Source organism: Sphingomonas sp. R86520 (assembly GCF_042466285.1).
Lineage (GTDB): Bacteria > Pseudomonadota > Alphaproteobacteria > Sphingomonadales > Sphingomonadaceae > Sphingomonas.
In genome coordinates this window covers 2,432,279-2,454,315 of record NZ_JAXHBZ010000001.1, presented here as the reverse complement: position 1 = coordinate 2,454,315, position 22,037 = coordinate 2,432,279, and the positions used below count along the sequence as shown (strand labels likewise).

General features: G+C 65.5%; 15 protein-coding genes and 1 pseudogene. 10 read left to right on the top strand and 6 right to left on the bottom strand.

Annotated features, from left to right (window positions below; translation table 11 throughout):
* Positions 1–96 precede the first annotated feature (96 nt).
* Positions 97–687, top strand: a complete 591-nt coding sequence (locus tag SJY41_RS11160) for a TMEM175 family protein (protein ID WP_380781704.1) — start codon at positions 97–99, stop codon at positions 685–687.
* Between the two features lie 22 nt (positions 688–709).
* Here SJY41_RS11160 and SJY41_RS11155 read toward each other — a convergent pair whose 3' ends face one another.
* The 3 genes from SJY41_RS11155 to SJY41_RS11145 all read right to left on the bottom strand — a co-directional run bounded on the left by SJY41_RS11155 (position 710) and on the right by SJY41_RS11145 (position 4,775).
* Entirely contained in the window at positions 710–2,278 is a 1,569-nt protein-coding gene (locus SJY41_RS11155; RefSeq protein ID WP_380781702.1) for a phospholipase D-like domain-containing protein, read from the bottom strand.
* Between the two features lie 78 nt (positions 2,279–2,356).
* Positions 2,357–2,500, bottom strand: coding sequence for a hypothetical protein (locus SJY41_RS11150; RefSeq protein ID WP_380781701.1), 144 nt, complete (start codon positions 2,498–2,500; stop codon positions 2,357–2,359).
* A gap of 331 nt (positions 2,501–2,831) precedes the next feature.
* Positions 2,832–4,775 carry a CocE/NonD family hydrolase gene (locus SJY41_RS11145; RefSeq protein ID WP_380781699.1) on the bottom strand — a complete coding sequence of 648 codons (1,944 nt, stop codon included), beginning with the start codon at positions 4,773–4,775 and terminating at the stop codon, positions 2,832–2,834.
* 329 nt (positions 4,776–5,104) lie between these two features.
* On the opposite strand from SJY41_RS11145, the pseudogene SJY41_RS11140 reads away from it, so the two are divergent.
* The 3 genes and pseudogenes from SJY41_RS11140 to SJY41_RS11130 all read left to right on the top strand — a co-directional run.
* Positions 5,105–6,579, top strand: a pseudogene (locus SJY41_RS11140) (GAF domain-containing protein); the annotation flags it as partial.
* Positions 6,580–6,690: 111 nt separating this feature from the next.
* Entirely contained in the window at positions 6,691–7,704 is a 1,014-nt protein-coding gene (locus SJY41_RS11135) for an HWE histidine kinase domain-containing protein (protein WP_380784117.1), read from the top strand.
* A gap of 109 nt (positions 7,705–7,813) precedes the next feature.
* Complete coding sequence (locus SJY41_RS11130; RefSeq protein WP_380781697.1) at positions 7,814–8,032, top strand: hypothetical protein; 219 nt, start codon at positions 7,814–7,816, stop codon at positions 8,030–8,032.
* Between the two features lie 331 nt (positions 8,033–8,363).
* Here SJY41_RS11130 and SJY41_RS11125 read toward each other — a convergent pair whose 3' ends face one another.
* Positions 8,364–11,333: a TonB-dependent receptor gene (locus tag SJY41_RS11125; RefSeq protein WP_380781695.1), complete on the bottom strand. Its 2,970-nt coding sequence runs from the start codon at positions 11,331–11,333 to the stop codon at positions 8,364–8,366.
* 230 nt (positions 11,334–11,563) lie between these two features.
* Here SJY41_RS11125 and rhmD point away from each other — a divergent pair, with 230 nt between their 5' ends.
* The 6 genes from rhmD (at position 11,564) to SJY41_RS11095 (ending at position 17,855) form a co-directional block, all read left to right on the top strand.
* Positions 11,564–12,748 carry an L-rhamnonate dehydratase gene (gene rhmD / locus SJY41_RS11120; protein ID WP_380784116.1) on the top strand — a complete coding sequence of 395 codons (1,185 nt, stop codon included), beginning with the start codon at positions 11,564–11,566 and terminating at the stop codon, positions 12,746–12,748.
* A gap of 28 nt (positions 12,749–12,776) precedes the next feature.
* On the top strand, positions 12,777–13,634 hold the full coding sequence (locus SJY41_RS11115) for a fumarylacetoacetate hydrolase family protein (protein WP_380781693.1): 858 nt from the start codon (positions 12,777–12,779) through the stop codon (positions 13,632–13,634).
* On the top strand, positions 13,631–14,380 hold the full coding sequence (locus SJY41_RS11110) for an SDR family NAD(P)-dependent oxidoreductase (RefSeq protein ID WP_380781691.1): 750 nt from the start codon (positions 13,631–13,633) through the stop codon (positions 14,378–14,380). The genes SJY41_RS11115 and SJY41_RS11110 overlap by 4 nt, the downstream gene beginning before the upstream one ends.
* A gap of 524 nt (positions 14,381–14,904) precedes the next feature.
* The gene (locus tag SJY41_RS11105; RefSeq protein WP_380781690.1) at positions 14,905–15,807 is read left to right on the top strand and encodes an amidohydrolase family protein; all 903 of its coding nucleotides are present in this window, start codon (positions 14,905–14,907) and stop codon (positions 15,805–15,807) included.
* On the top strand, positions 15,804–16,871 hold the full coding sequence (rhaT, locus tag SJY41_RS11100) for an L-rhamnose/proton symporter RhaT (RefSeq protein ID WP_380781688.1): 1,068 nt from the start codon (positions 15,804–15,806) through the stop codon (positions 16,869–16,871). The genes SJY41_RS11105 and rhaT overlap by 4 nt, the downstream gene beginning before the upstream one ends.
* A 147-nt stretch (positions 16,872–17,018) precedes the next feature.
* The gene (locus SJY41_RS11095; RefSeq protein WP_380781686.1) at positions 17,019–17,855 is read left to right on the top strand and encodes an alpha/beta hydrolase; all 837 of its coding nucleotides are present in this window, start codon (positions 17,019–17,021) and stop codon (positions 17,853–17,855) included.
* A 79-nt stretch (positions 17,856–17,934) separates the two neighbouring features.
* Here SJY41_RS11095 and SJY41_RS11090 read toward each other — a convergent pair whose 3' ends face one another.
* Positions 17,935–19,479, bottom strand: coding sequence for an MFS transporter (locus SJY41_RS11090; protein ID WP_380781685.1), 1,545 nt, complete (start codon positions 19,477–19,479; stop codon positions 17,935–17,937).
* The gene (locus SJY41_RS11085) at positions 19,469–22,024 is read right to left on the bottom strand and encodes a glycosyl hydrolase 115 family protein (RefSeq protein WP_380781683.1); all 2,556 of its coding nucleotides are present in this window, start codon (positions 22,022–22,024) and stop codon (positions 19,469–19,471) included. Before SJY41_RS11085 ends, SJY41_RS11090 begins: the two co-directional genes overlap by 11 nt.
* Between the last annotated feature and the right edge of the window lie 13 nt (positions 22,025–22,037).

Below are 22,037 nucleotides of genomic sequence, written 5' to 3'. Positions count from 1 at the left end.
CGGACCTGCCGTATCATCTTGAGAAGACACGGTTGATCCTGTCTTCCCGGATGCCGGGGACATCAGCCATACTATTCAGGCAGGCAGGGAGTAGATATGAGTGGACGTCGAACCGGACCGGCACGACTCGAAGCGTTTACTGACGGCGTGGTCGCGATCATCATCACGATCATGGTCCTGGAACTGAAAGTTCCGCAAACCGGTGACCTCCAGGGACTTGCGGGAAGCGCACCGGTCCTGCTCGCCTATCTCCTGAGCTTCGTGAACGTGGGACTGTACTGGAACAATCACCACCACATGTTCTCCGCGGTCGAGCGGGTCGACGGGCGAGTCTTGTGGGCGAACCTGTTCCTGTTGTTCTGGCTCAGCCTCGTACCCTTCGTGATCCGGTGGCTCGACGACAGCCAGTTCGCGGCGGGGGCTACGGCCGCCTATGGAATCGTGCTCGGGCTGTCAGCGGTCGGGTATTCGCTCACCGAACGCGCGATCATAGCCTGCAACGGCAAGCAGTCCGCCGTCGCGCGCGCGATCGGATCGGACTGGAAGGGGTGGGGCAGCATCGCGTTCTACGCGTTGGCGGTGCCGCTGGCGTTCGTCAGCCGCTGGCTGGCGGTCGCGTTGTACCTCGCCGTGATCGCCCTCTGGCTGATCCCCGACCGGAGGATCGTGCGCGCGTTCGAGACCTGAGCGCGCCGGCGATCCAACCCGGCTACGTCTTGCTTCGGCGGCTCCACAGCAATGCGGCAACCAGCGCGATGCCGGCCGTCGCACCGCCGACGGCGACCGCGGCCATAACCGGCGACACGGTGCCGTCCACGCGGTGCAGGTGCGGACGCAGGTTCTTCAGGAGCGGCTTGCGACCCGACAGTCCCTCGAACATCTCGCCGGGACCTTCGGGATCGAGAATCTTGTTGTCCGCGACCCACTCGCGCACCGAATCCAGTTCCGGCACCTCGTAGGGCCGAAGCGACCGGCCCTCGCCGCGCAGCCGTTCGATCGTCTCGATGATCGATCCGATCTCCGCGATCGTCGCCGCGATGGTGTCGCAGTCGCTGTCGAGATGCTCCGCCAGCAACGCATTGCGGATGCTGGCGATCGTGCCGCGCGCGTCGGCGTTACGCGCCCGGGCGGCATCGATGACGACGTCGCACTCGGTATCGAGCCGCAGCGAGCGGTTGTTGAAGTTGGACGATCCGACGCGCAGCACCTCGTCATCGATCACCGTGACCTTGGCATGGACGTAGATCGGCTGACCGCCGGCGGTGAACGGGTGATACAGGCGCAGCCGCTTGTGCGGGTCCTGTTCGTGCAGCGCCTCGACCAGGCGGGCGCGCGCCGAATCCATCGCGATCGGTTCCAGCCAGCCCTCGGCGGTGGTCGGGTGGACGATCACGAACTCGGGTCCGTCCGGCTCCCGCAGCCGCTTGCCGATCGCTTCCGCCACCTTGCGCGACGCGAAATACTGGCTCTCGGCGTAGAAGAAACGCTTCGTTCGGGCGATCAGGTCGACGTACAGCGCTTCGATCTCGTGCCGCGGCTCCTGCTCGGCCATCTCCGGGATGGTCAGCGCGATGCCGACTTCGACGTCGGTGAAATCGGCGATCACATGATCGGGCCAGCAATCGGCACCGTCGGATACGGGTTCCAGTACATCGCCGCCGGACACGTGCCAGCGACCGCGGCACATGTCGCCGAGGGCGCGTGCCACCGGGCCTTGCAGCATGGTCGTCGCGTCGTGCCACGGCCCATAGGGCGAGCCGTCGGGTTCGACGCGTCGCGGCTCGTCATCGGCATGGTCGCGCGTGTCCCAGCGATCGACGGTCATGTCGATCCCGCCGCAGAACGCGACGTCGTCGTCGATCACCACCACTTTCTGGTGATGCGAGCCTGCCGGCGGATGATGGCCGTCGAGCCGCAGATGGACCTGCGGGTCCTTGATCCACTTGGCGATCCGCAACAGCGTCCGGCCGTGGAACAGCGTCTTGATCGCGCCAGTATCCCAGCGGAGGATATGGATGTTCAGACCGGGCGTGCGCTCGGCCAGCCAGCTCACGAATTCGCCGACCCGCTCCGGGCCGCCATCGTCGACATCGCCGCCGAACCGGATACGCGCATCGAAGTCCCAGCCGACAAGCAGGATCTGCTTCTTGGCTTTCATCATCACCGCGCGTGCGGCTTTGAAATAATCGTCGGCGTCGACGATCACGGTCGCTTGGGCGGCGGTTTCGATGCGCCAGCAATTGCGGCCGGTCTCGAGCAGGGATTTAGCGGTCGTCATGCGATACGCCATCGCAGGCTTGGCGCTGTCAGCCAAGCCAGTGGATTGGCGGACGCCGCTACCCTGATGCCGATAGGTTCAAGCGGGCACGTCGCGCTCGGCCGCTTCGAGCGCCTGCGCCAACAGCGCGGCGACCAGATGATCGTTCTGCCGGTCGGCAAGCTGCAGGGCACGAAGGATCGCCATGCGCAGCGCGCGCTTCTCGTCATGGGTCGGCGCCATCACGAAACGAGGGATGCGATCGATGCGAACCCGACCGTCTCGACCATCGCTAAAAGGTGAAGCTGGCATGAGAATACCGTCCGGCGACGGCGCCGCGGCCCCGCGACTGCGAATGCGTATTCCATACTCTGCCCCAGTTGACGCCTGACCGCCGAAGCGGTGGCCGCAAATGGACCGGAGGCATAAACTTCGCTGTAAGCGCTTGGTTCCGCCTCTTTTTTACGCTGTTTGGGTGATGGCGCCTGAACGTGGGCGGCAGGCATGCGGTCGTGCATACCCACCGCGAAAAGCACGGGATGCAGTGCTTTTCGCGGTGGGGTAGACGTCCGCCCTATTTCGTCAGTGCCGCGGATTGATCAAGCGGGACGACTGGCAGCCACACCGCGCTTGCCGACGCGCCGCCGCGAACGATCGTCACCGTCGCCGCCTTATAGTCCGCCTTTTTCGCGAGGAAGATGTTGGGGACGAAAGTCTGTGGGTTGCGATCGTAGAGCGGGAACAGGCTCGACTGGACCTGGATCATGATCTTGTGGCCCGGCTGGAACACATGGTTCACGGTCGGCAGGCGGAACTTGTATTCCTGCACCTTGCCCGCCGGGATCGCGGTCGGCTTGGCGAAGCTCTGGCGATAGCGGCCGCGGAAGATGTCGAGGCTGATCGGCAGCTCGTAGCCGCCCATCTTCGGATCGGTCGCGTTCTCGGCCGGGTAGACGTCGATCACTTTGACGACGAAATCGCCGTCGGTGCCGGTCGTCTTCGCAAAGATGTCGGCGATCGGCGCACCCGACACGCGCACCGGCGTGGTCAGCGCTTCGGTGGTGTAGGTCATCACGTCGGGTCGCCCATCGACGCCGCGCTGGTCGCTGACCAGCCAGTCGCCCCAGCGACCGTCGCCGAAGTTCACCGGGCGCGGCAGATGCGGCACGGGCTTCGACGGATCGGAGACGTAGCTGTCACCGCCGGTCGTCGCCTTGCCGAAGCCGAGCGCACCACCTTCCTGCAGGTAGATCGGCTTCAACGGCGACGTGCATCCGGTTTCGCAGGCGAGCGGCCACGTCGCGAACTTGTCCCAGTGGTTCTCGCCAGTGTTGTAGATCGCCGCGGCGGGTAGCGTGACGGCCGGGCCATCCTTCAGATACTGGTTGAAATAGGGGAGCAGCATGTCCTCGCGGAATTGCTGTGCGGTGTCGCCATTCCACTGGAACGGCCCGAGGCTGCGGCCCTCTCGGTTGATCTGGCTGTGCCGCCATGGACCCATGACGAGGTGGTTGTTGCCGAGCTTGCCCTTGGCTTTAAGCGCCTCCCACGCAGTGATCGTGCCGTACATGTCCTCCTGGTCCCACAGGCCCTGTTCCCAGACCGTTGGTACGTTCGACGGGTTGGCGGCGAGCAGCTTGTCGAGCGCCTGGCCCTGCCAGAAGCCGTCATAGGCCGGGTGCGACACCATCCGCTGCCAGTATGGAAGCTGGTCGTAGCCCGACTTCTTCGCCCAGTCGCCGGCCGAGCCGACCTCGCGGAAATTGTCGTAATCGTCATAGCCGCCGGTCGGCGGGGCCTTGCCCGCGCCCTTGTAGCCGGTCTGGCTACCGAGCCAGGCGATGTTGGCGAGGCGGAAGGCGCCGTAGTGGAACCAGTCGTCGCCCATCCAGCCGTCGATCATCGGGCTCTCGGGCGCGGCGACCTTCAGCGCAGGGTGCGGGGCGAGCAGCGCCATCGCGACGGTAAAGCCTTCGTAGGACGAGCCGATCATGCCGACGCGGCCATTGCTCTCCGGCAGGTTCGCCTTGTTCACCAGCCAGTCGATCGTGTCATAGGCGTCGGTGACGTGGTCGACCTTGGTCGGGTTGAGCGGGCCGATGACGGGCCGGGTCACGACATAGTCGCCTTCGGATCCGTATTTGCCGCGAATGTCCTGATAGACGCGGATATAGCCCGCCTTCACGAACATCTCGTCGGCGAGCGGCAACGTCGCGAGGATGCTCGAACTGTCGGAGCGATTGGCGCGGCTTTTCGCATCATAGGGCGTGCGGGTCAGGACGATCGGCGCGTTCGTCGCGCCCTTGGGATAGACGATGACGGTGTACAGCTTGGTCCCGTCGCGCATCGGGATCATCACCTCGCGCTTCACATAATCGCGGGCGGTCGTCGGCGGCACGAACTTGGCGGGGATGTCGCCACCGACCGGCGCGGTCTTGTCCTGCGCAAATGCTGGGGTGGTAGCGAGCGTGATCGACGCGAGCGCGATTGCGGCAGGTAAAGCGAGTTTGATGTGCATGGGAATGGCTCCGGAGACGTTGCCGCGAAGCTAGGCGCAACCGACGGCGATGCGCAATTGCGATCCGTGGTGCGGCACGCGGTAAAGCGCTGTTCCCGGTATTTTTTTCGGCACCCATGTCCTCCGGAGGAGAATAATGGGCTCGGTTCCGAAATTGTTATCGCATAGATTAATATAGTATATCAGTATTCAGACTATGGCACCGTAAAATAAGAATTAAGTACCTCGTGTGAATAGTTGACGCGCCGATAATAATGATGCGACAGGTCGTTGCGGCTTATGATTTACCAGTAAGTAAGCGTAGCGCTACTTTCATTCGGTGGTAGCCCATGCCGGTGGACGCCTTGTCTTGGGTTAAGGCCATGCCAATGCGCGATAATGTCGCTTCGATCGATCTCGACCAGTGCGCGCGCGAACCGATTGCGTTCCTCGATCATATCCAGAGCTTCGGCTTTCTGATCGGTCTGGCGAACGATTGGACGATCGTGCGCGCGTCGGCCAACCTCAGCGCGTTTCTCGGGACCGAGGCTGCCGACGCGATCGGCATGACGGCGGATCGGTTGATCGCGCAGGCGGCGCTGCACGACGTGCGCAATCGGCTGGCCGGGCTGACCGGCGACAGCGGTACGGAGCGGCTGTACGGCGTCAGGCTGACGACGGATCGGCGTCTGTTCGATCTGGCGCTGCATTACGCGGGCGACGTGCTGATCATCGAGGGAGAACCCTGCGGGCCGGATCAACCCACCGAAGCCGCCACGCTGGTGCGATCGATGATGGTACGGTTGCAGGCGCAGGCGACGATGCCGGCGCTTCTTCGCGATGCCGTGCGACAGGTTCGCGCGATCACCGGATTCGACCGGGCGATGATCTACCGCTTTCACGACGATGGCGTCGGCGAAGTGATCGCCGAAGCGGCACGGTCGTCGGCAAACCCGTTGCTGGGGCTTCATTATCCCGCCTCCGATATCCCGGTGCAGGCGCGGGCGCTGTACCTTCGCAATCCGTTTCGGATCATCGCCGACGTGCACGCGCCGACCGTCGCGATCCTGCCGAGGGGGGCGTCGGTGCGGCCGCTCGACCTGTCGCTGGCGATCACGCGCGCGGTGTCGCCGATGCACATCGAATATCTGCGCAACATGGGTGTCGGTGCCTCGCTGTCGATCTCGATCATCGTCGAGGGCCGGCTATGGGGGCTGATCGCCTGCCACCACGAGACGCCGCGGATCCCGAGCTTCGTCATGCGCAGTGCAGCCGAACTGTTCGGCGCGATGTTCTCGCTCACGCTGGAAAGCCGGTTGCGCACGCTCGCGGTCGCCGACGACGAACGCGCGCGCAGTTTTGCCGACCGGATGATCCTGACCGTCGCCAGCAATGCCGCGCTGTTGTCCGACCCGAACTGGCTGATCGACACGATCGGAGACGTGATCGATTGCGACGGCGTCGCGGTGTATCTTCGCGGCGAACTAAATGCCGGCGGCGTCACGCCGGATCACGCGCACCTGATGGAGATCACGCGATACCTCGACACGATGCCGGCGAGCCGCGTGTTCGACACCGACACGATCAGCTCGATCGAGACGGGCGGCCACGGGGTGAGCGACACGTCCGCCGGGCTGATGGCGATCCCGATTTCCCGCACGCCGCGCGACTATGTCATGCTGTTTCGGCGCGAGCGCATCGAGACGATCGGCTGGGGGGTGATCCCGACAAGTCCGTCAGCGGCGGAGACGGCGCACGGATCGGCCCCCGCAAGAGCTTCGAGACGTTCAAGCAGACCATCCGCAACCGTTCCGCGCCGTTCACCGCGCGGGATCGCCGCGTCGGGGAAACCATCCGCACCGCGCTGATCGAGGCGATCCTGCGACTGTCGGAACAGACCGTCGGCGAGCGACACCGAGCGACCGAGCAACAGGAAGTGTTGATCGCCGAACTCAATCACCGCGTGCGCAACATCCTGGCGCTGATACGCGGCCTGATCACGCAGACCGACACGCCCGGCATCACCACCGCTGGCTATGTCGAGGCGCTGGGCGGCAGGGTTCAGGCGCTGGCTCGCGCGCACGACCAGGTCACGTTGCAGAACTGGTCGCCGGCCCCGCTCGTGACGTTGTTCGAGGCCGAGATCGCGGCGTTCATGCCCGATCGACACGACCGGTTCCGGATCGTCGGTCCTCCGATCCTGCTGCGACCCGGCGCGTTCTCGTCGATGGCGCTGGTGGTGCACGAACTCGTCACCAACAGCATGAAATACGGTGCTTTGTCGGATAGCGGGTCGGTCGAAGTGGTGATCGACCACCGCGATGGCGACGGCCTGTTCGTGACGTGGCGCGAGATCGGGGGGCCGCCGGTATCGCCGCCGACCCGCGTGGGCTTCGGGACGGTCATCGTCGAGCGTACCATCCCCTTCGACCTGCGGGGGACGGCGGTCGTGCGGTTTCCCCCCGAAGGGTTCGAGGCCGACTTCTTCATCCCGGCGCGGCACCTTGCCGGCTATGCCGCACGGCCGGCAGCGCCTTCGCCGGAACATGGCACGTCGCCGGAGGAGGGGCAGTCGGACCCGATCACGCAGCCCTTGCACGGCCGCCGCGTGCTTTTGCTCGAAGACAACATGATCGTCGCGCTGACAGTGGAAAACCTGCTCGAGGACTTGGGCGCGCTACAGGTTCTGACCGCGTCGCATATCGACAGCGCGACCGAGATCATGAACCGTGAGGTCGTCGAATTTGCCATCCTCGATATCAATCTCGGAGAAGAGACGAGCCTGGAACTGGCGATGCGCCTGCGTGCGGCGTCGATCCCGTTCTTCTTCGCCAGCGGGTACGGCGACGATGCGGGCCTCACGCCCGAGCTTGCCGGCACGGTGATCGTGCGCAAACCATACGGCAAGCACGACCTGCACAAGGCGATCATCACGGTCCTGAAGGCCTGACCGAGGAGACATCTGCGGCGAAGGCGCGCGTATGCGGGACGAGCGTCGCGGTGTGTCACGGCACGGAAACGTACGTGGTGCAAAGCAGTGCGATCATCGGAGGTGTGTGATGGACAATAACGACCATTTTATCGTGCCGGAGGAATTGGTCACGTGCGTGTCGACCGGGGCATCCCCCTCGGACGGGCAACTCACCGCGCTCGCCGCGCGGATCTGGCGCGACGTCGCTGCGCATCGATCCGCGTTCTCGTGGGGCGAACTTCCCGCCGAGGCCTGCGAGCGCATCTTCGCGCTGCGATCGGCAGCGTTGGCCTTGAACGGAACCTGATTCGTATCGTCGCCCGCGGCGATCCGTTTTTGGCGTGCAGAGCGCTCGCCTGCATTCGCGACATGCAAAAGGCCGCCCGTCGCCGGGCGGCCTTTCCATTGTCAGCCAGTCATGGCTTCGTCCTTAGAGCTGGACCGCTCCACGAATGGGGGTCGCACTCATAAGGTTCGCCATCTGCGGCGTGAGACAATGAGACATTCGACCACCTCCTTCCAGTTGTTGCTACGATGACCGGAAGATGGTGCAAGTCTTTGAGATTTCAAGGATCACTGCCCGCCGCATAGTGAATTAGCGGGGGGCAGCAGCGATCCCGGGCGCTATGCTGGCGCCCCTAGAGCTTGAAGTTGACGCCGAACGTCACCGTCCGCCCGATCCGCGTCTGGAACAGCGTGTCCTGGCGGTTACTGTCGGTGTAGAGCCGGTTCTGCTCGTCGGTGAGGTTGGTGCCTTCGACGATCAGCTTCACGTTGTCCGTGACCGCGAACGAGGCGGAGGCGTCGACGAACAGCGTGCTGTCGTTGCCCTGCAGATCGCTGCCCGGCGAGGCGGGGATGCCGCGGATGAAGCCGTCGCGGAAGTTGGCGGTGCCGCGAATGCTGAACTTGCTGTCTTCGTAATAGAGCGTGCCCGACGCGGTGTTCTTCGACAGGCCGATCAGGTTGGCGGTGGTCGTGACGGTCGGCACGCCGTTGACGCTGGCAAGAACGTAATCGATCCGCGAGGTGACGTGCGTAAAGTTCGCCAGCGCGCCGAAGTTCTTGAGGAACCCCGGCAGGAAGGTGAACGGCACCTGCGCATTGACCTCGACACCCTTTAGCGGGCCGCCCGGCGTGTTGAGCGGCTGGGTGATCGTGAACAGCTCGCTCGGCAGCGTGTTGGTGCCGGCGAGCAGTTCGTTCGGCAGGCCGAGATCGCTGAACGGTACGAGCGTGTTGACGCTCTGCACGTAGGTTTTCAGGTCCTTGTAGAAGAACGCGGCAGACAGCAGCGCGCCGGGCCGGAAATACCATTCGATCGCCGCATCGAAGGTGTTGGCGCGGATCGGATCGAGCTGCGGGTTCTGGATGCTGCCGTTGCGGGTGACCGCATTGACGCCGCTGGTCGGCGTGAGCACGCCCAGCTCAGGACGGGCGAGCACCTTGGCCCCCGAGAAGCGGAACAGCAGGTCGTCGATCGGCTCGATCACCAGATTCCCCGATGGCAGCCAGTCGCTGTAACGCTTGTTCGCAGTGGCGAACCGACCGGTCACGCCGGTTGGCGAGCCCGCGAGCGCGACGGAGATGAAGCCCGACGACAGCTGGTCGGTATGCACGTAGCGCACGCCCGCGTCGCCGCGAATGCCGATACCGCCGAGCCGATCGCCCAGATCGAACGCGGCCATCGCATAAGCGGACGAGACTTCTTCGAGCACGCGGCTGGACTGCGCGCCGCATTCGGTCCCGCAATAGCGGGTCGCGTCCAGGTTGAACGTGCTGATCAGCTTGTCGGGATCGAGCGACGCCCAGCTCGCGGGCGCGCCATTGCCCCAGAGCTCGTCGACGCCGGTGATCTGGTGGGTGATGGCGGCGAGCGTGGTACCGGCCGGGAGCGCCTTCGTGACCGTATCGGCGGTGTACGGGATGACGTTGCGCAGCGTGAAGTCGCTGCGGCGGTACTGGCCACCGGCTTTCAGCGTCAGCACGTTGGCAACCTTCCACTGCAGGTTCGTTTCCGCGGTCAGCCCGGTATTGGTATTGGTCGAGGGGCGGGCCTGGAAGCTGTAGCCGCCGCGCACCGTGCCATCGGCCAGCGCCGGCGCATAGTTGAAGCGGGTCGGGTCGGACACGTCGAAGCCGAAGCCGAGCTTGGGCGTATCCTTGCCGTCGCGGTAATCGATCGAGAAATTGGGCGTGTCGATCGCATCCATGTAATATTGGAAGCGCTGTTTGCCGAACGACTTGGCCTGGTTGAGCCCGAACAGCGCGGTGATCCCGAAGCTGTCATTGAAGTCGTGCTTGATGTTGAGATTGGCTTGCTTGAACGTCGACGTGAAATCGTCGACCAGCCCTTCGGAGCGGACGTCCACGCCGTCGAACAGGCCGTAGACCAGGCCACCTTGCGGGGTCAGCTGGACGTCCTTGATCGACGTCACCGGCTGACCGTTGTTCGCCGCCGACCGCCCGAACGAGATCGCCTCGATGTAATTGTCGCGGCGTACGACGTGGAAGCGGGAATAGAGCAGGTCGAGCGAGATGTCGGTCGCCGCGTCGGGCTGGAACTGGAAACTCAGCGTGCCACCGAGCCGCTTCTGCTTCTGCTCCGAATTGAGATAGCGCGGTATGCGCGGGAAGAACGCACCGCTGCCGGCGGTGTTGGGCAGGTCGGCACGGCGCGCGGCGAGCACCGTGTTGAACGCTGCCGCCGTGCTGGTGCGCGGCGTACCGGGATAGCAGTTCGCGGCATCGGCGCCCTTGCTGCCGATCGCAGGCGTCGCGGGCGCGAACCCGACCGGCGAGCAGAACAGCCCGTTGGTGTTGGCGGACAGGATATCGACCGCGGAATAGCCGACCTCGCGGATGTCGCGTTCCTGGTAGGCGACCGAGCCGAGGATGCCGAACCGCCCGTCGGCGAACTTCTTCGCGACCAGCAGCGACGCGCGCGGATTCACCTTCTTGGCCAGTTCGGAATAGACGCCGCGGACCGTCGCACTCAGCGTGAAGTCCTGTTTGCCGGCCAGCGGCTTCGGCGCGTTCAGATCGACCGTTGCGCCAAGCGAGCCTTCCTCGACATCGGCGGACGGCGTCTTGCGGACGGCGAGCGATGAGAAGATCTCGGTCGGGAAGACGTTGAAATCGAAGCTTCGGCCGTTGTTGCCGCCGCCGTAAATGTCGGACGATCCGGTCTGCGACGTGCCTTCCATGCCGTTGATGCGGACGCGGGTGAACGCGGCGCCGAGACCGCGCACCGAGATGTTCCGGCCTTCGCCACCATCGCCGCGTGCGAGCGCGACGCCGGGAATCCGCTGCATCGACTCGGCCAGGTTCGAATCGGGAAACTTGCCGATGTCTTCCGCAACGATGCTGTCGATCGCCGCGGTCTCGTTGCGCTTCTGGTTGATCGCGGTGCTGAGCGCGGCGCGAAACCCCGTGACGACGATATCCGGCGCCTGCGCCTCGTCGCTCTGTGGCGTCTGTGGCGTTTGCGGGGGAGCGGCAGGAGAGGCGGCTTGCTGCGCAATTCCGGGGCTGGCGAACCCGGCGAGTATCAGCGCGAGCGTCGATGCGCTGCTCCGGACGCAAGTCAGACGACGTAGACCGTTCATTCCAATCCTCCCTCTGTGCGGCGCCACTCTCCGAGGCATTCCACATTGTAAGACGGTTGATCATATAGCATTAAACATTACGCGAGCGAACCGGAAAGTTTGCGCGCCAATCGTTGTTGCTGGCAAGTTCGCATTTGACGGGGGCATTCTCACCAAGTAGTCGTTCATCCCATAAAATGAGAAACACCGGTCTTGTCGGGCAGGGATGAGGAGCATTGAGCGTGGCGATTGTGACTTTGCCGAAGATCAAGCACGTTCGGGCGTTCGTCGTCCGCGGCGGCGGGGCGGATTACCACGACCAGGGTGCCGGTCACTGGATCGACGATCACATCGCCACGCCGATGAGCCGCTATCCCGAGTACCGCCAGTCGCGCCAGAGCTTCGGCATCAACGTGCTCGGCACGCTGGTGGTCGAGATCGAGGCGGAGGACGGCACGGTCGGCTTCGCAGTCACCACCGGTGGTGAACCCGCAGCGTTCATCGTCGAGAAGCACCTCGCACGCTTCCTCGAAGGGCGCTCACCGACCGAGTACGAGAAGATCTGGGACCAGATGTATTTCTCGACGCAATATTACGGTCGCAAGGGGCTGGTCGTGAACGCGATCTCCGGCGTCGATCTGGCGCTGTGGGATCTGCTCGGCAAGCTGCGGCAGGAGCCGGTCTATCACCTGCTCGGCGGTGCGGTCCGCGACGAACTGCAATTCTACGCGACCGGCGCGCGGCCCGACATCGCCAAGGAGCTCGGCTTCATCGGTGGCAAGATGCCGCTCCACCACGGTCCCGCCGAGGGCGCTGAGGGGATGAAGAAGAACATCGCGATGATCGCGGACATGCGAGAAAAATGCGGGCCGGATTTCTGGCTGATGCTCGATTGCTGGATGGCGCTCGACGTCGATTACGCCACGCGTCTCGCGATCGCGGCCCACGAGCACGGCCTGAAGTGGATCGAGGAGGCGATCAGCCCCGACGATTACTGGGGCTATGCCGAGCTCAAGCGCAACGTGCCCAAGGGCATGCTGGTCACCACCGGGGAGCATGAAGCGACGCGATGGGGCTTCCGGATGCTGCTCGAGATGGACTGTTGCGACATCATCCAGCCGGACGTCGGCTGGTGCGGCGGCGTCACCGAACTGCTCAAGATCAGCGCGCTGGCCGATGCGCACGGCAAGATGGTCGTGCCCCACGGGTCGTCGGTCTACAGCTATCACTTCGTCATCACGCGCCACAATTCGCCGTTCGCCGAGTTCCTGATGATGCATCCGGGACCGACCGAGGTGGTGCCGATGTTCCATCCGCAATTGCTCGGCGAGCCCGTCCCGCAGAACGGCCGGTTGAAGGCGAGTGCGCTCGATGCGCCGGGGTTCGGCGTCACGCTCAACCCCGAGATCGCGATGCACCGCCCCTACACGCATTGATCCATTTTCTCTTTCGGAAAGACCCCTCATGAAGCTCTGCCGCTACGGCCAACCCGGCCAGGAAAAGCCCGGCATCGTCGATGCCGACGGTGCGATCCGCGATCTTTCGGGCCTGATCGACGACCTCACGGTCGACACGCTGGCGGCCGCGCTCGCCGCCGATCCCGCGTCGCTGCCGGTCGTCGACGGTACGCCGCGCTACGGTGTGCCGATCAAGGGCGTCGGCAAGATCGTCGCGATCGGCCTCAACTACCGTGACCACGCAATCGAGTCCGGCCTGCCGATCCCGACCGAGCCGATGATGTTCATGAAGGCGGTGTCGAGCCTCAGCGGCCCCAATGACGACGTCGTGTTGCCGCGCGGATCGACGCATGGCGACTGGGAGGTCGAGCTCGGCGTGATCATCGGCAAGACCTGCCGCTACGTCTCGGAAGACGAGGCGCTCGACAAGGTCGCGGGCTATGTCCTCGCCAACGACGTCTCCGAGCGTTTCAACCAGAAGCAGCGCGGGTCGCAGTGGAGCAAGGGCAAGGGCCACGACACCTTCTGTCCGGTCGGCCCGTGGCTGGTCACGCCCGACGAGATCGGCGACGCGCAGGACCTCGACATGCACCTCGACGTCAACGGCGCGCGGATGCAGACCGGCAATACGAAGACGATGATCTTCAACCTGAAACAGCTGATCGCGTACGTCAGCGAATACATCACGCTGTACCCCGGCGACCTGCTGATCACCGGCACGCCGCCGGGCGTCGGCGAGGGCAAGAAGCCGGAATCGATCTATCTGAAGGCCGGCGACGTGATGGAACTCGGCATTGCCGGGCTCGGCACGCAGCGCCAGTCGGTCGTCGAATGGCGCCATCTGGGTGAAGGGTCGATCGCATGACCATCTATGGGGGGCGGTTTGCCGGTCGCTGCGCGATCGTCACCGGCGGCGCATCGGGGCTCGGCAAGGATGTCGCCAGGCGGATCGTCGCGGAGGGCGGCAGCGTCGTGCTGTGGGATCTCGACGCTGCCAAGCTCGCGGTGGCGAAGGACGAGGTCGGTGCGGCGCATGTCGTCGCGCTCGACGTGTCCGACGTCGATGCGGTCGTCGCGGCGGCGGCCGAGAGCGCGGCCGTGCTCGGCAAGGTCGATATCCTGATCTGTTCGGCGGGGATCACGGGGGCTACCGCGCCGGTCCACGAATATCCGCTCGACAGCTGGAAGCGGGTCGTCGACATCAATCTGAACGGGCTGTTCTATTGCTGCCGGACGGTCGTGCCGTTGATGCTGGCCAACGGCTATGGCCGGATCGTCAACGTCTCGTCGGTGGCGGGCAAGGAGGGCAACCCCAATGCGTCCGCCTATTCGGCGACCAAGGCGGCCGTGATCGGCCTGACCAAGAGTCTCGGCAAGGAACTCGCGGGCAAGGGCATCATCGCCAATGCGTTGACCCCGGCGACGTTCGAGAGCCCGATCCTCGAACAGCTTCCGGCGAGCCAGGTCGAGTATATGCGCTCGAAGATCCCGATGGGGCGACTGGGCGAGATCCCGGAATCGACCGCGATGGTGTGCTTCATGGCATCGGAGGAGTGCAGCTTCACGACGGCGTCGACATTCGACACGTCGGGGGGGCGGACGACGTTCTAGGGGACCGGCTGGACATCGACTTCAGCAGTTGGCCGTCGCTCCCTCCAATTCTCCACAATTCCTGCAATCCTTCGGCTCTCCGAACCCCAACCTTCGATCCTCCAACCCTCCAACCCTCCAACCCTCTAATCTTCCAACCCTCGAACCCTCCAGCCCTTTAACCTTCCAGCCCTCCGATCCTCCGCCCCCCAATCCTCCAACCCCGCCTCCAAACCTCCAGCCCCGCTTCCCAATCCGTCACCCCAGCGAAAGCTGGGGTCTCCATCGAGGCAGATGTCGGACGCCACACCGGGAGATCCCAGCTTTCGCTGGGATGACGGTTTGAGCGGGGAAGGTTGAGGGGGAGGGTTCGCAGGGAGAAGGTTCGAAGCGGAAGGTTCGAGGGAAGAAGGCTTGAGAGGGCGGCGGTTTGGACGGAGGTGTTTCGACAACTACGCACCCAAGTCCCACAACGACAGCCGCCCCGCACCCGCCAAAGCCGCCCGATACGAGGTGGTACGGCTCTACCATCTCAGGAGAGGGCAATGATCCCGTTCGTCGATGCGCACGTCCATCTGTGGGACCTGAACCACATTCGCTATCCGTGGCTGTCGCCGCCGTTCGCCGATGACGGCCCCAATGGCAGCGTCGAGCCGATCGCGCGCGACTTCGGTATCGCCGAGTACCGCGCGGCGCTCGCGCGGTGGAATGTCGTCGGCGCGGTGCATGTCGATGCCGGCGCCGACGCTGCGCAGGCGCTCGACGAGACGCGCTGGCTGGAGGGGATCGCCGGCGAACACGGCCTGCCGAACGCAATCGTCGCCTACGCGTCGCTGGACGATCCCGACGTCGAGACGCAACTCGCCGCGCAGGCTGCGTTTCCCCGTGTTCGTGGCATCCGCCAGATCGTCAACTGGCACGCCGATCCGCGCCGCAGCTACACGCCGCATGATCTGACGCGGGATGCACGGTGGCAGGCGGGCTATGCGTCGCTCGGCACGCACGCGCTCTCATTCGACCTGCAATGCTATCCGCCGCAGATGCCCGGCCTTGCGCCGCTGATCGCGCGCCACCCCGGCGTTCCGGTCATCATCAACCATCTCGGCATGCCGGTGCTCAGCGATCCCGACGGCATCGCCGAATGGCGCGACGGCCTTCGCGCGCTCGCTGCCTTGCCGCATGTCGCGATCAAGCTGTCGGGGCTCGGCTTCGTTGCGCGCGACTGGACCCCGGAAATGGTACGCCCGTTCCTGCTCGAAGCGATCGACCTGTTCGGCACCGATCGCTGCCTGTTCGCCAGCGATGCCCCGACCGACACGCTGTTCGCGCCGATCGACCGCTATCTCGAGACCTATCACGCGCTGGTCGCCGACTTCGCCGAAGACGAACGCCGCGCGCTGTTCGGGCGCAACGCAAACCGGATCTACCGATTGGGGCTGAACCTATGAACCCGCTGCTCGGCGTTTTGTATCACTGGCTTGGCGGGCTCGCATCGGCCAGCTTCTACGTCCCCTATCGCGGGGTGAAGCGCTGGTCGTGGGAGATCTACTGGCTGACCGGTGGCGTCGTATCGTGGCTGTTCGCGCCGTGGTTCTTCGCCAGCCTGCAGACCCACGACCTGCTCGGCGTACTCGGTCGAGCGCCGTCGGACGCGTTCTGGTGGCCGATCGTCTTCGGTGTGCTCTGGGGGTTCGGCGGGCTCGGCTACGGGCTCGTCATGCGTTATCTCGGTCTGTCGCTCGGCATGGCGGTCGTGCTCGGATTGTGCACCGTGTTCGGCACGCTGATCCCGCCCGCCTTCGCCGGCAACTTTCATAAAAAGCTGCTCGCGACGACGTCCGGCAGCATCGTGCTCGCGGGGATCGGCTTGACGCTGGCCGGGATCGTCGTCGTCGCGATCGCGGGCGCGATGAAGGATGCGCTGCTGACGCCGGAGCAGAAGCTGGCGGTCGTCGCCGAGTTCGACTTCCGCAAGGGCATCGTCGTCGCGATCGGCGCGGGCATCATGTCCGCGTGCTTCGCGTTCGGGCTGGCCGCGGGCGAACCGATCAAGGCGCTATCGGCGACCGCGGGGACTGGGCCACTGTGGACCGGACTTCCCGTGTTGTGCCTGATCATGGCCGGTGGGCTCGTCACCAACGGCGCCTGGTGCGCATGGTTGATCGTGCGCAACCGAAGCGCCGCGCAATGGCTGGGCCGAGGGCGGGCCGATGACCGTCCGCCGCTGCTGCGCAACTACGCACTGAGCGCACTCGCCGGGGTGACGTGGTATTTCCAGTTCTTCTTCTACACGATGGGCGAAAGCCAGATGGGGCGCCTCGGCTTCTCGAGCTGGACGCTGCACATGGCGAGCATCATCATCTTCGGCACGCTGTGGGGCTTTGCGTTCCGCGAGTGGAAGGCGGCCGGCGGACGGATCAAGGCGGTCGTATGGTCGGGCGTCGCACTGCTGCTGATCGCGACCGTGGTGATCGGCTACGGCAACAGCATCGCAGTAGTGAGCGCCGGATGACCCGGATCGGCCCTCTGATCGTCGTGCGTTCGTCGGCCGGCAGGTGGTGATGCGCGACGCTACCGGAATCGATTGCAAGACCTGCCCGGCGCATCCCTGTACGCCGGGCCCTTCGTCATTCGACAACACTAAGCCGGGATGCTGACGATGCTGGGTGCCCATACCGTTTGGCCGCTATGGGCGAGTGCGCCGGCGGTGACGTTCGAGGATCCGTCGGCCGCGCCGGAAAATGCCGTCGTCACCGCGGTAGACGCGCCGGTCCTGCTTGGGTTCCGTGCCGATGAACCCAACGGCCGCGCGATGCTGGTACTCGGTGGCGGCGGGTACACCGCGTTGATGGCGGGCAGGGAAGGGGTGCAGGTCGCCGCCTGGCTGACGGGACTCGGCTATCACGCGTTCGTCCTGATCCATCGCTTCCCCAACGCCGCCAACGGCATCGCCGCACCGCTCGATGATGCGCGCGAGGCTATGCGGATGATCCGTGCCAGCGAGCTAGCGCCGGCAGGGCTGGGCGTGGTCGGGCTGTCGTCGGGCGGTCATCTCGCCGCCTGCCTCGCCGCGGCGTATCCGGATGAATGGACGGCGCCGGTATCGCGTCATCCCGACGTGCCGACGCGGCCCGATATTCTGGTGATGGGGTATGCCCCGATCTCCACCAATGCGGCGGGGCGGACGGTCGTCCCCGACAAGCCGCCGCTGCCGCCGGTCGAGAAACAGGCGATGTACGACCGGCTGCAACCCGATGCGCACGTGCTGCCGTCGCCGCCACCCGCGTTCATCGTCTATGCCGGCAACGATCCCGTCGTCCCGGTCGAGAACGCGCGCCGTCTCCATGCGGCATGGCAGGTCGCCGGGGGCGCGGCGGAACTGCACGTCTTCGCCGACGCGCCGCATGGTTTCGCGCTCGATACGCCGGGTCTGCCCGTCTCGATCTGGCCGACGCTGTGCGCAGCCTGGCTCCGGCAGGTCGGCTTTCTCGGCTAGCGGCGCGCACGCCCTAAGCGTCGTGACTCGTCGCAAGGACCCTCCGGTCCCTGCAGCAGCCCGCGGGCAACGCGCAGCATCACCGCGTGCCCGCCGCCGCGACCGGGTTGTTGCCCCAGAGCTCGTCGTAGGACCAGCCCGACAGATCCTCGACCACGCGCGCATTCTCCGGCGTCGACGGCGTCCGCTCGCCGCGCCGCAGATGCTCGATCTCCTCGAGCAGGATCGCATGCGTGGCGGGCGTCAGGCGGAACCGCGTCGACACGAGCACGCCGAACACCAGCATCGCGATCGTCCCGGCACCCAGCACCGCGACGATCGCGTAGATCGCCTGCGGGCTCTGTTCGGTCGCCTTCGACACAAAGCCGGAAGCCTGCATCACCTGCCCGACGAGGATGACGGCCAGCGCCTGGCTCATCTTCCGCACGAACGTCATCACGCCGGCGAACGCGCCCTCGCGACGGCGCCCGGTGACGATCTCGTCGACGTCGGCCATGTAGTTGTAGGTCGCCCACGGGATGTAGTTCAGCGCGCCGCGACCGAGCCCGGCGAACACCACCGGCAGCCAGAACAGCGCCGACGTCGCGGTATAGCCCGCCGCGTACATCGCGAGGAAGATCACCACCCCGATTGCGAAGCTCAGCGCCGCGAACCGGTAGGCGGCAGCCGGGGACAGCCGCAGCGCGAAGTTGATCGCCAGCACCACTGCGACAAGTTGGACGATGTACGTAACGCCGACCAGGTTCGCGACGATCGCGGTCGATCCCGCGAGCGCGAAGATCACGAAATAGGTGAATGCGGCGTTGTAGATATCCTGGCTGATATAGCCGCCCAGATACATGCCGAGATGCAGGCGGAATGCGCGGATCCGCAGCGTCGAGAACAGATTGCGGTACAGCGCCTTGAACGCCGCGCCGAGCGACGCCTTCTCGACCGCCTGCACCTCGTCGAGCCCTTCCGGCCGCTGCCGCTCCCAGCTGAACGCGTACAGCAGACCCGCGGCGCCCATGAACAGCACCGAGAAGATCATGCCCATATACAGATACGTGTCGGGCGAATCCGGGCCGAGATACGCGATCAGCCAGCCCGGCAGGAACGCCGCCGCGATCGCCGAGCACTGGCCGCACAGGATACGTGCGCCGGCGAACTTAGCCTTGGTCCGGTAGTCGGTCGCCATCTCCGACGCGAGCGTCTCATACGGGATGATCTCCATCGCATAGACCATCTCGAACAGCACGTACGTCACGAGGTAGTACCAGAAGCCCTGGCCCGCGACCCACATGATCGCGAACGACGGCAGCAGCGGGATCGCGGCGAGAATGAAGAACCGCCGCCGTCCGAACTTGCGCCCCAGCCAGCTCCGCCCGAGATTGTCCGACAGGTGGCCGATCGTCGGGCTGGTGAACGCATCGAGCACGCGCGCGACGCCGAAGATGATCGTCGCCTGCGCCGCGGACAGTCCGCAGAAGCTGGTATAGAAGATCAGGATCCACGTGCTGATGACCGCCATCGACCCCGCGCCGAGCACGTCGTTCGATCCGTAGGCGAGCAGATTATACCAGCGTACCGGACGGGCAGGCGCGAGCGGCAGGGCCGGACGGGCGGCGATCGGATCAGTGGCCATGCGAAAGTCCTTGGGTACCGGCGTTGGCTGGAGATGAAGTGGGGGCGGGAAGTAGATCGAAGCGCAGGGCGTCGAACACGATCGCCGGGTCGTCGACGCCGATCGACACGCTATGCCGTCCGGCCGCGAGTGGTGTCGGCAGCGCAAGGTCAAGGCGGTTGTCGAGCACCGCGAGCGCCCATGCTTTGTCGCCGGTCTTGCGCGGAACACCGACGTGTACGGGCGGCCCGCCGTCGATCGCGACCGATACCGCGAGGTCGGCGCCTTCGATCGTCGGGTAGGTCGGCAACATTTCCGCTGAGAGCTGCCAGCGACCGGGCGGGAGCGTGACAGTATACGACAGCGTCGCTGGTACGCTGGTCGCTACCGCCGCGCCGTTGCGGCCGAGGCCGTCGACCACGCGCCAGCCGGTGCGTGGACCTTCTGCCTCTTCCGCCTCGATCACGATCGTTGCCGTTGGCAAAACCTCCCGGTTCCCCGGCGAAGGCCGGGGCCCAGTTGGAACGACTGAGGTCACGGAGGGCGGCGCGATCTCACCAGGCGCATCCAACCTGGGCCCCGGCCTTCGCTGGGAAGGTGAAGCTGGGGCGGGCAGGATCGGAGCGGACAAGCGATAGCGGCGCCATTGCCCGTCGGCAGGTTCGACCGCCATCATCCCCTGCCACTTCCCGCCGGCGATCTCGCTATTGTAGCGGCTCGTCAGCGCGGTGATTTCAGCGTCCGCTGCACGCGATCGTTCGCCCGCCACTGCCGCACCAGCCGGATCGGTGTCGCGCAGGCGATCATGCGCCTCCGCCTCGAACACGCGCGTGTTGGCAAGCGCCGCAGCGGTCACCGGATAGTCGATCAGTTCGAAGAACGCGTCGCGGCGGTCGGGCGCAATGCGCGGCGCGATCGACCGGACGCGCGTGCGCAGCGTGTCGAAGGCGGCGAGGCGGGTAGCGATCTCGGCAGGGGCAAGCGGGCTCGGCTTCGAGAGTTCGCCGGGCAGCCACCATTGCAGATGCTCGGGCCGGCGCTGGAAGTTCAGCCGGTGATGCTCGGCCATAATCGCGGCGATCTCCGGCGCGACATCCGCGCCGACCGTGCCCGCCGCCCAGTCCGTGACGACGGTATCGATCGGTTTGCCGCGCGTGCTCGGTACGTCCCACGCAAGCTGCAGGAAATAATCGGTCGCGAGTTCGGCGGGCTTGAGGTCGCCGACATTGGCGACCCACATCCGCCGCGCCCCCGCATCCCACGCGCGGCCAAGCTCCTCGCGGATCAGCGCGGGCGGGGTGGTCGACAGCCAGAGATACGACAGCGGCGCGCCAAGATAGGACAAGTGATAATAGATGCCCGATCCGCCCGCCCGCGCGCGCTCGGCGGCGTCGGGGACGTGACGGATATAGCCGAAATTATCGTCGGGCCACATCAGCGTGACGTCGTCGGGTACCTTCAGTCCGCCGCGATATACGTCGAGGACTTCCTTGTACGGCGTGAAGACCTGAGGAACGCGCGTCAGATCCCGGTTCACGCCGCGCGCCAGCATCGCGCGCTGGTCGGTGAATATGCGTTCGAGCAACGATCGGCGCGCATCGTCGGTGGTCGGGCCGACGATCCCGCTGTCGTGGATACCGCGCATCCCGAGCGTCCAGACGCTCTCGTACTGGCCGTTCGCCCGGACGCGCGTGCGCCAATAGTCGGCCACGCCGGCGGGGTTGGTCACATAGTTGAAGTCCGTCGCCGGCGCCGTCCATTCGCCGACATTGTTGCGCAGCATCGGCTCGGCATGGCTCGATCCCATGACGATCGCATAGCGGTCGGCGAGGCGCGCATTCTCGGGGTTCGCGTTGAACGGCGCGGTGACCTTGTGCATCGCCGGCCAGACCATGTTCGCCTTCAGCCGCAGCATGAGCTCAAACAGTTTGGCATAGGTCTTCGGCCCGATCGTGCCGGCCTCTGGCTCGAACGTGCCGGCAGCCCAGGGTTGCAGCCCCCAATCCTCGTCGTTGAGGAATATCCCGCGATACTGGACCGAGGGCGGCCCGAAGCGGTGGAGACCGGTCGCCGCATAAATCGCGGCGTGATGCTCGGGCGTGGCGTCGGCCCACCAATGCCACGGCGACACGCCGATCGCACGCGACAGCTCGTACGCGCCGAACGCGGTCCCGCGACGATCGCTGCCGACGACCACCAGCGCTGCGGGGATACCGGGTGCGGGGTTGGCGACGGTGGCGATCACGAAGCTCTCCCGCGCGCCGCGCAGTTTCGAGACGTCGAGCGCGCCCCGCCGGACCAGCCGGTCGATCGCGGGGTTGCAATCGAGCGTGCCCAGCCAGATCTGCGTGCCGTTGGCAGTCGTGACACCGGTCACGCGCCGGAGGTCGCTAGTCAGGTCGGCGGCGGCGATCTGGACGACCTCGTGGTCACCCGGCGCCGTTACCACGCGCGCGATGCCTTGCGCGTCCGCCAGTGCGAGACCCGCCCCGGGCTCGAACGACACGAGACGTGCGACCGGCTCGGCCGAGGCTGGCGCCCCGAGCCATAGCGCGGCCGCGAACAAGGCACGCCGCAGG

What these genes read in the sequence shown, in the direction of transcription:
- SJY41_RS11160 (WP_380781704.1), top strand. Translation starts at nt 97, where the DNA reads ATGAGTGGACGTCGAACCGGACCGGCACGACTCGAAGCGTTTACTGAC.
- SJY41_RS11155 (WP_380781702.1), bottom strand. Translation starts at nt 2,278, where the DNA reads ATGACGACCGCTAAATCCCTGCTCGAGACCGGCCGCAATTGCTGGCGC.
- SJY41_RS11150 (WP_380781701.1), bottom strand. Translation starts at nt 2,500, where the DNA reads ATGGCGCCGACCCATGACGAGAAGCGCGCGCTGCGCATGGCGATCCTT.
- SJY41_RS11145 (WP_380781699.1), bottom strand. Translation starts at nt 4,775, where the DNA reads ATGCACATCAAACTCGCTTTACCTGCCGCAATCGCGCTCGCGTCGATC.
- SJY41_RS11130 (WP_380781697.1), top strand. Translation starts at nt 7,814, where the DNA reads ATGGACAATAACGACCATTTTATCGTGCCGGAGGAATTGGTCACGTGC.
- SJY41_RS11125 (WP_380781695.1), bottom strand. Translation starts at nt 11,333, where the DNA reads ATGAACGGTCTACGTCGTCTGACTTGCGTCCGGAGCAGCGCATCGACG.
- SJY41_RS11115 (WP_380781693.1), top strand. Translation starts at nt 12,777, where the DNA reads ATGAAGCTCTGCCGCTACGGCCAACCCGGCCAGGAAAAGCCCGGCATC.
- SJY41_RS11110 (WP_380781691.1), top strand. Translation starts at nt 13,631, where the DNA reads ATGACCATCTATGGGGGGCGGTTTGCCGGTCGCTGCGCGATCGTCACC.
- SJY41_RS11105 (WP_380781690.1), top strand. Translation starts at nt 14,905, where the DNA reads ATGATCCCGTTCGTCGATGCGCACGTCCATCTGTGGGACCTGAACCAC.
- rhaT (WP_380781688.1), top strand. Translation starts at nt 15,804, where the DNA reads ATGAACCCGCTGCTCGGCGTTTTGTATCACTGGCTTGGCGGGCTCGCA.
- SJY41_RS11095 (WP_380781686.1), top strand. Translation starts at nt 17,019, where the DNA reads ATGCTGGGTGCCCATACCGTTTGGCCGCTATGGGCGAGTGCGCCGGCG.
- SJY41_RS11090 (WP_380781685.1), bottom strand. Translation starts at nt 19,479, where the DNA reads ATGGCCACTGATCCGATCGCCGCCCGTCCGGCCCTGCCGCTCGCGCCT.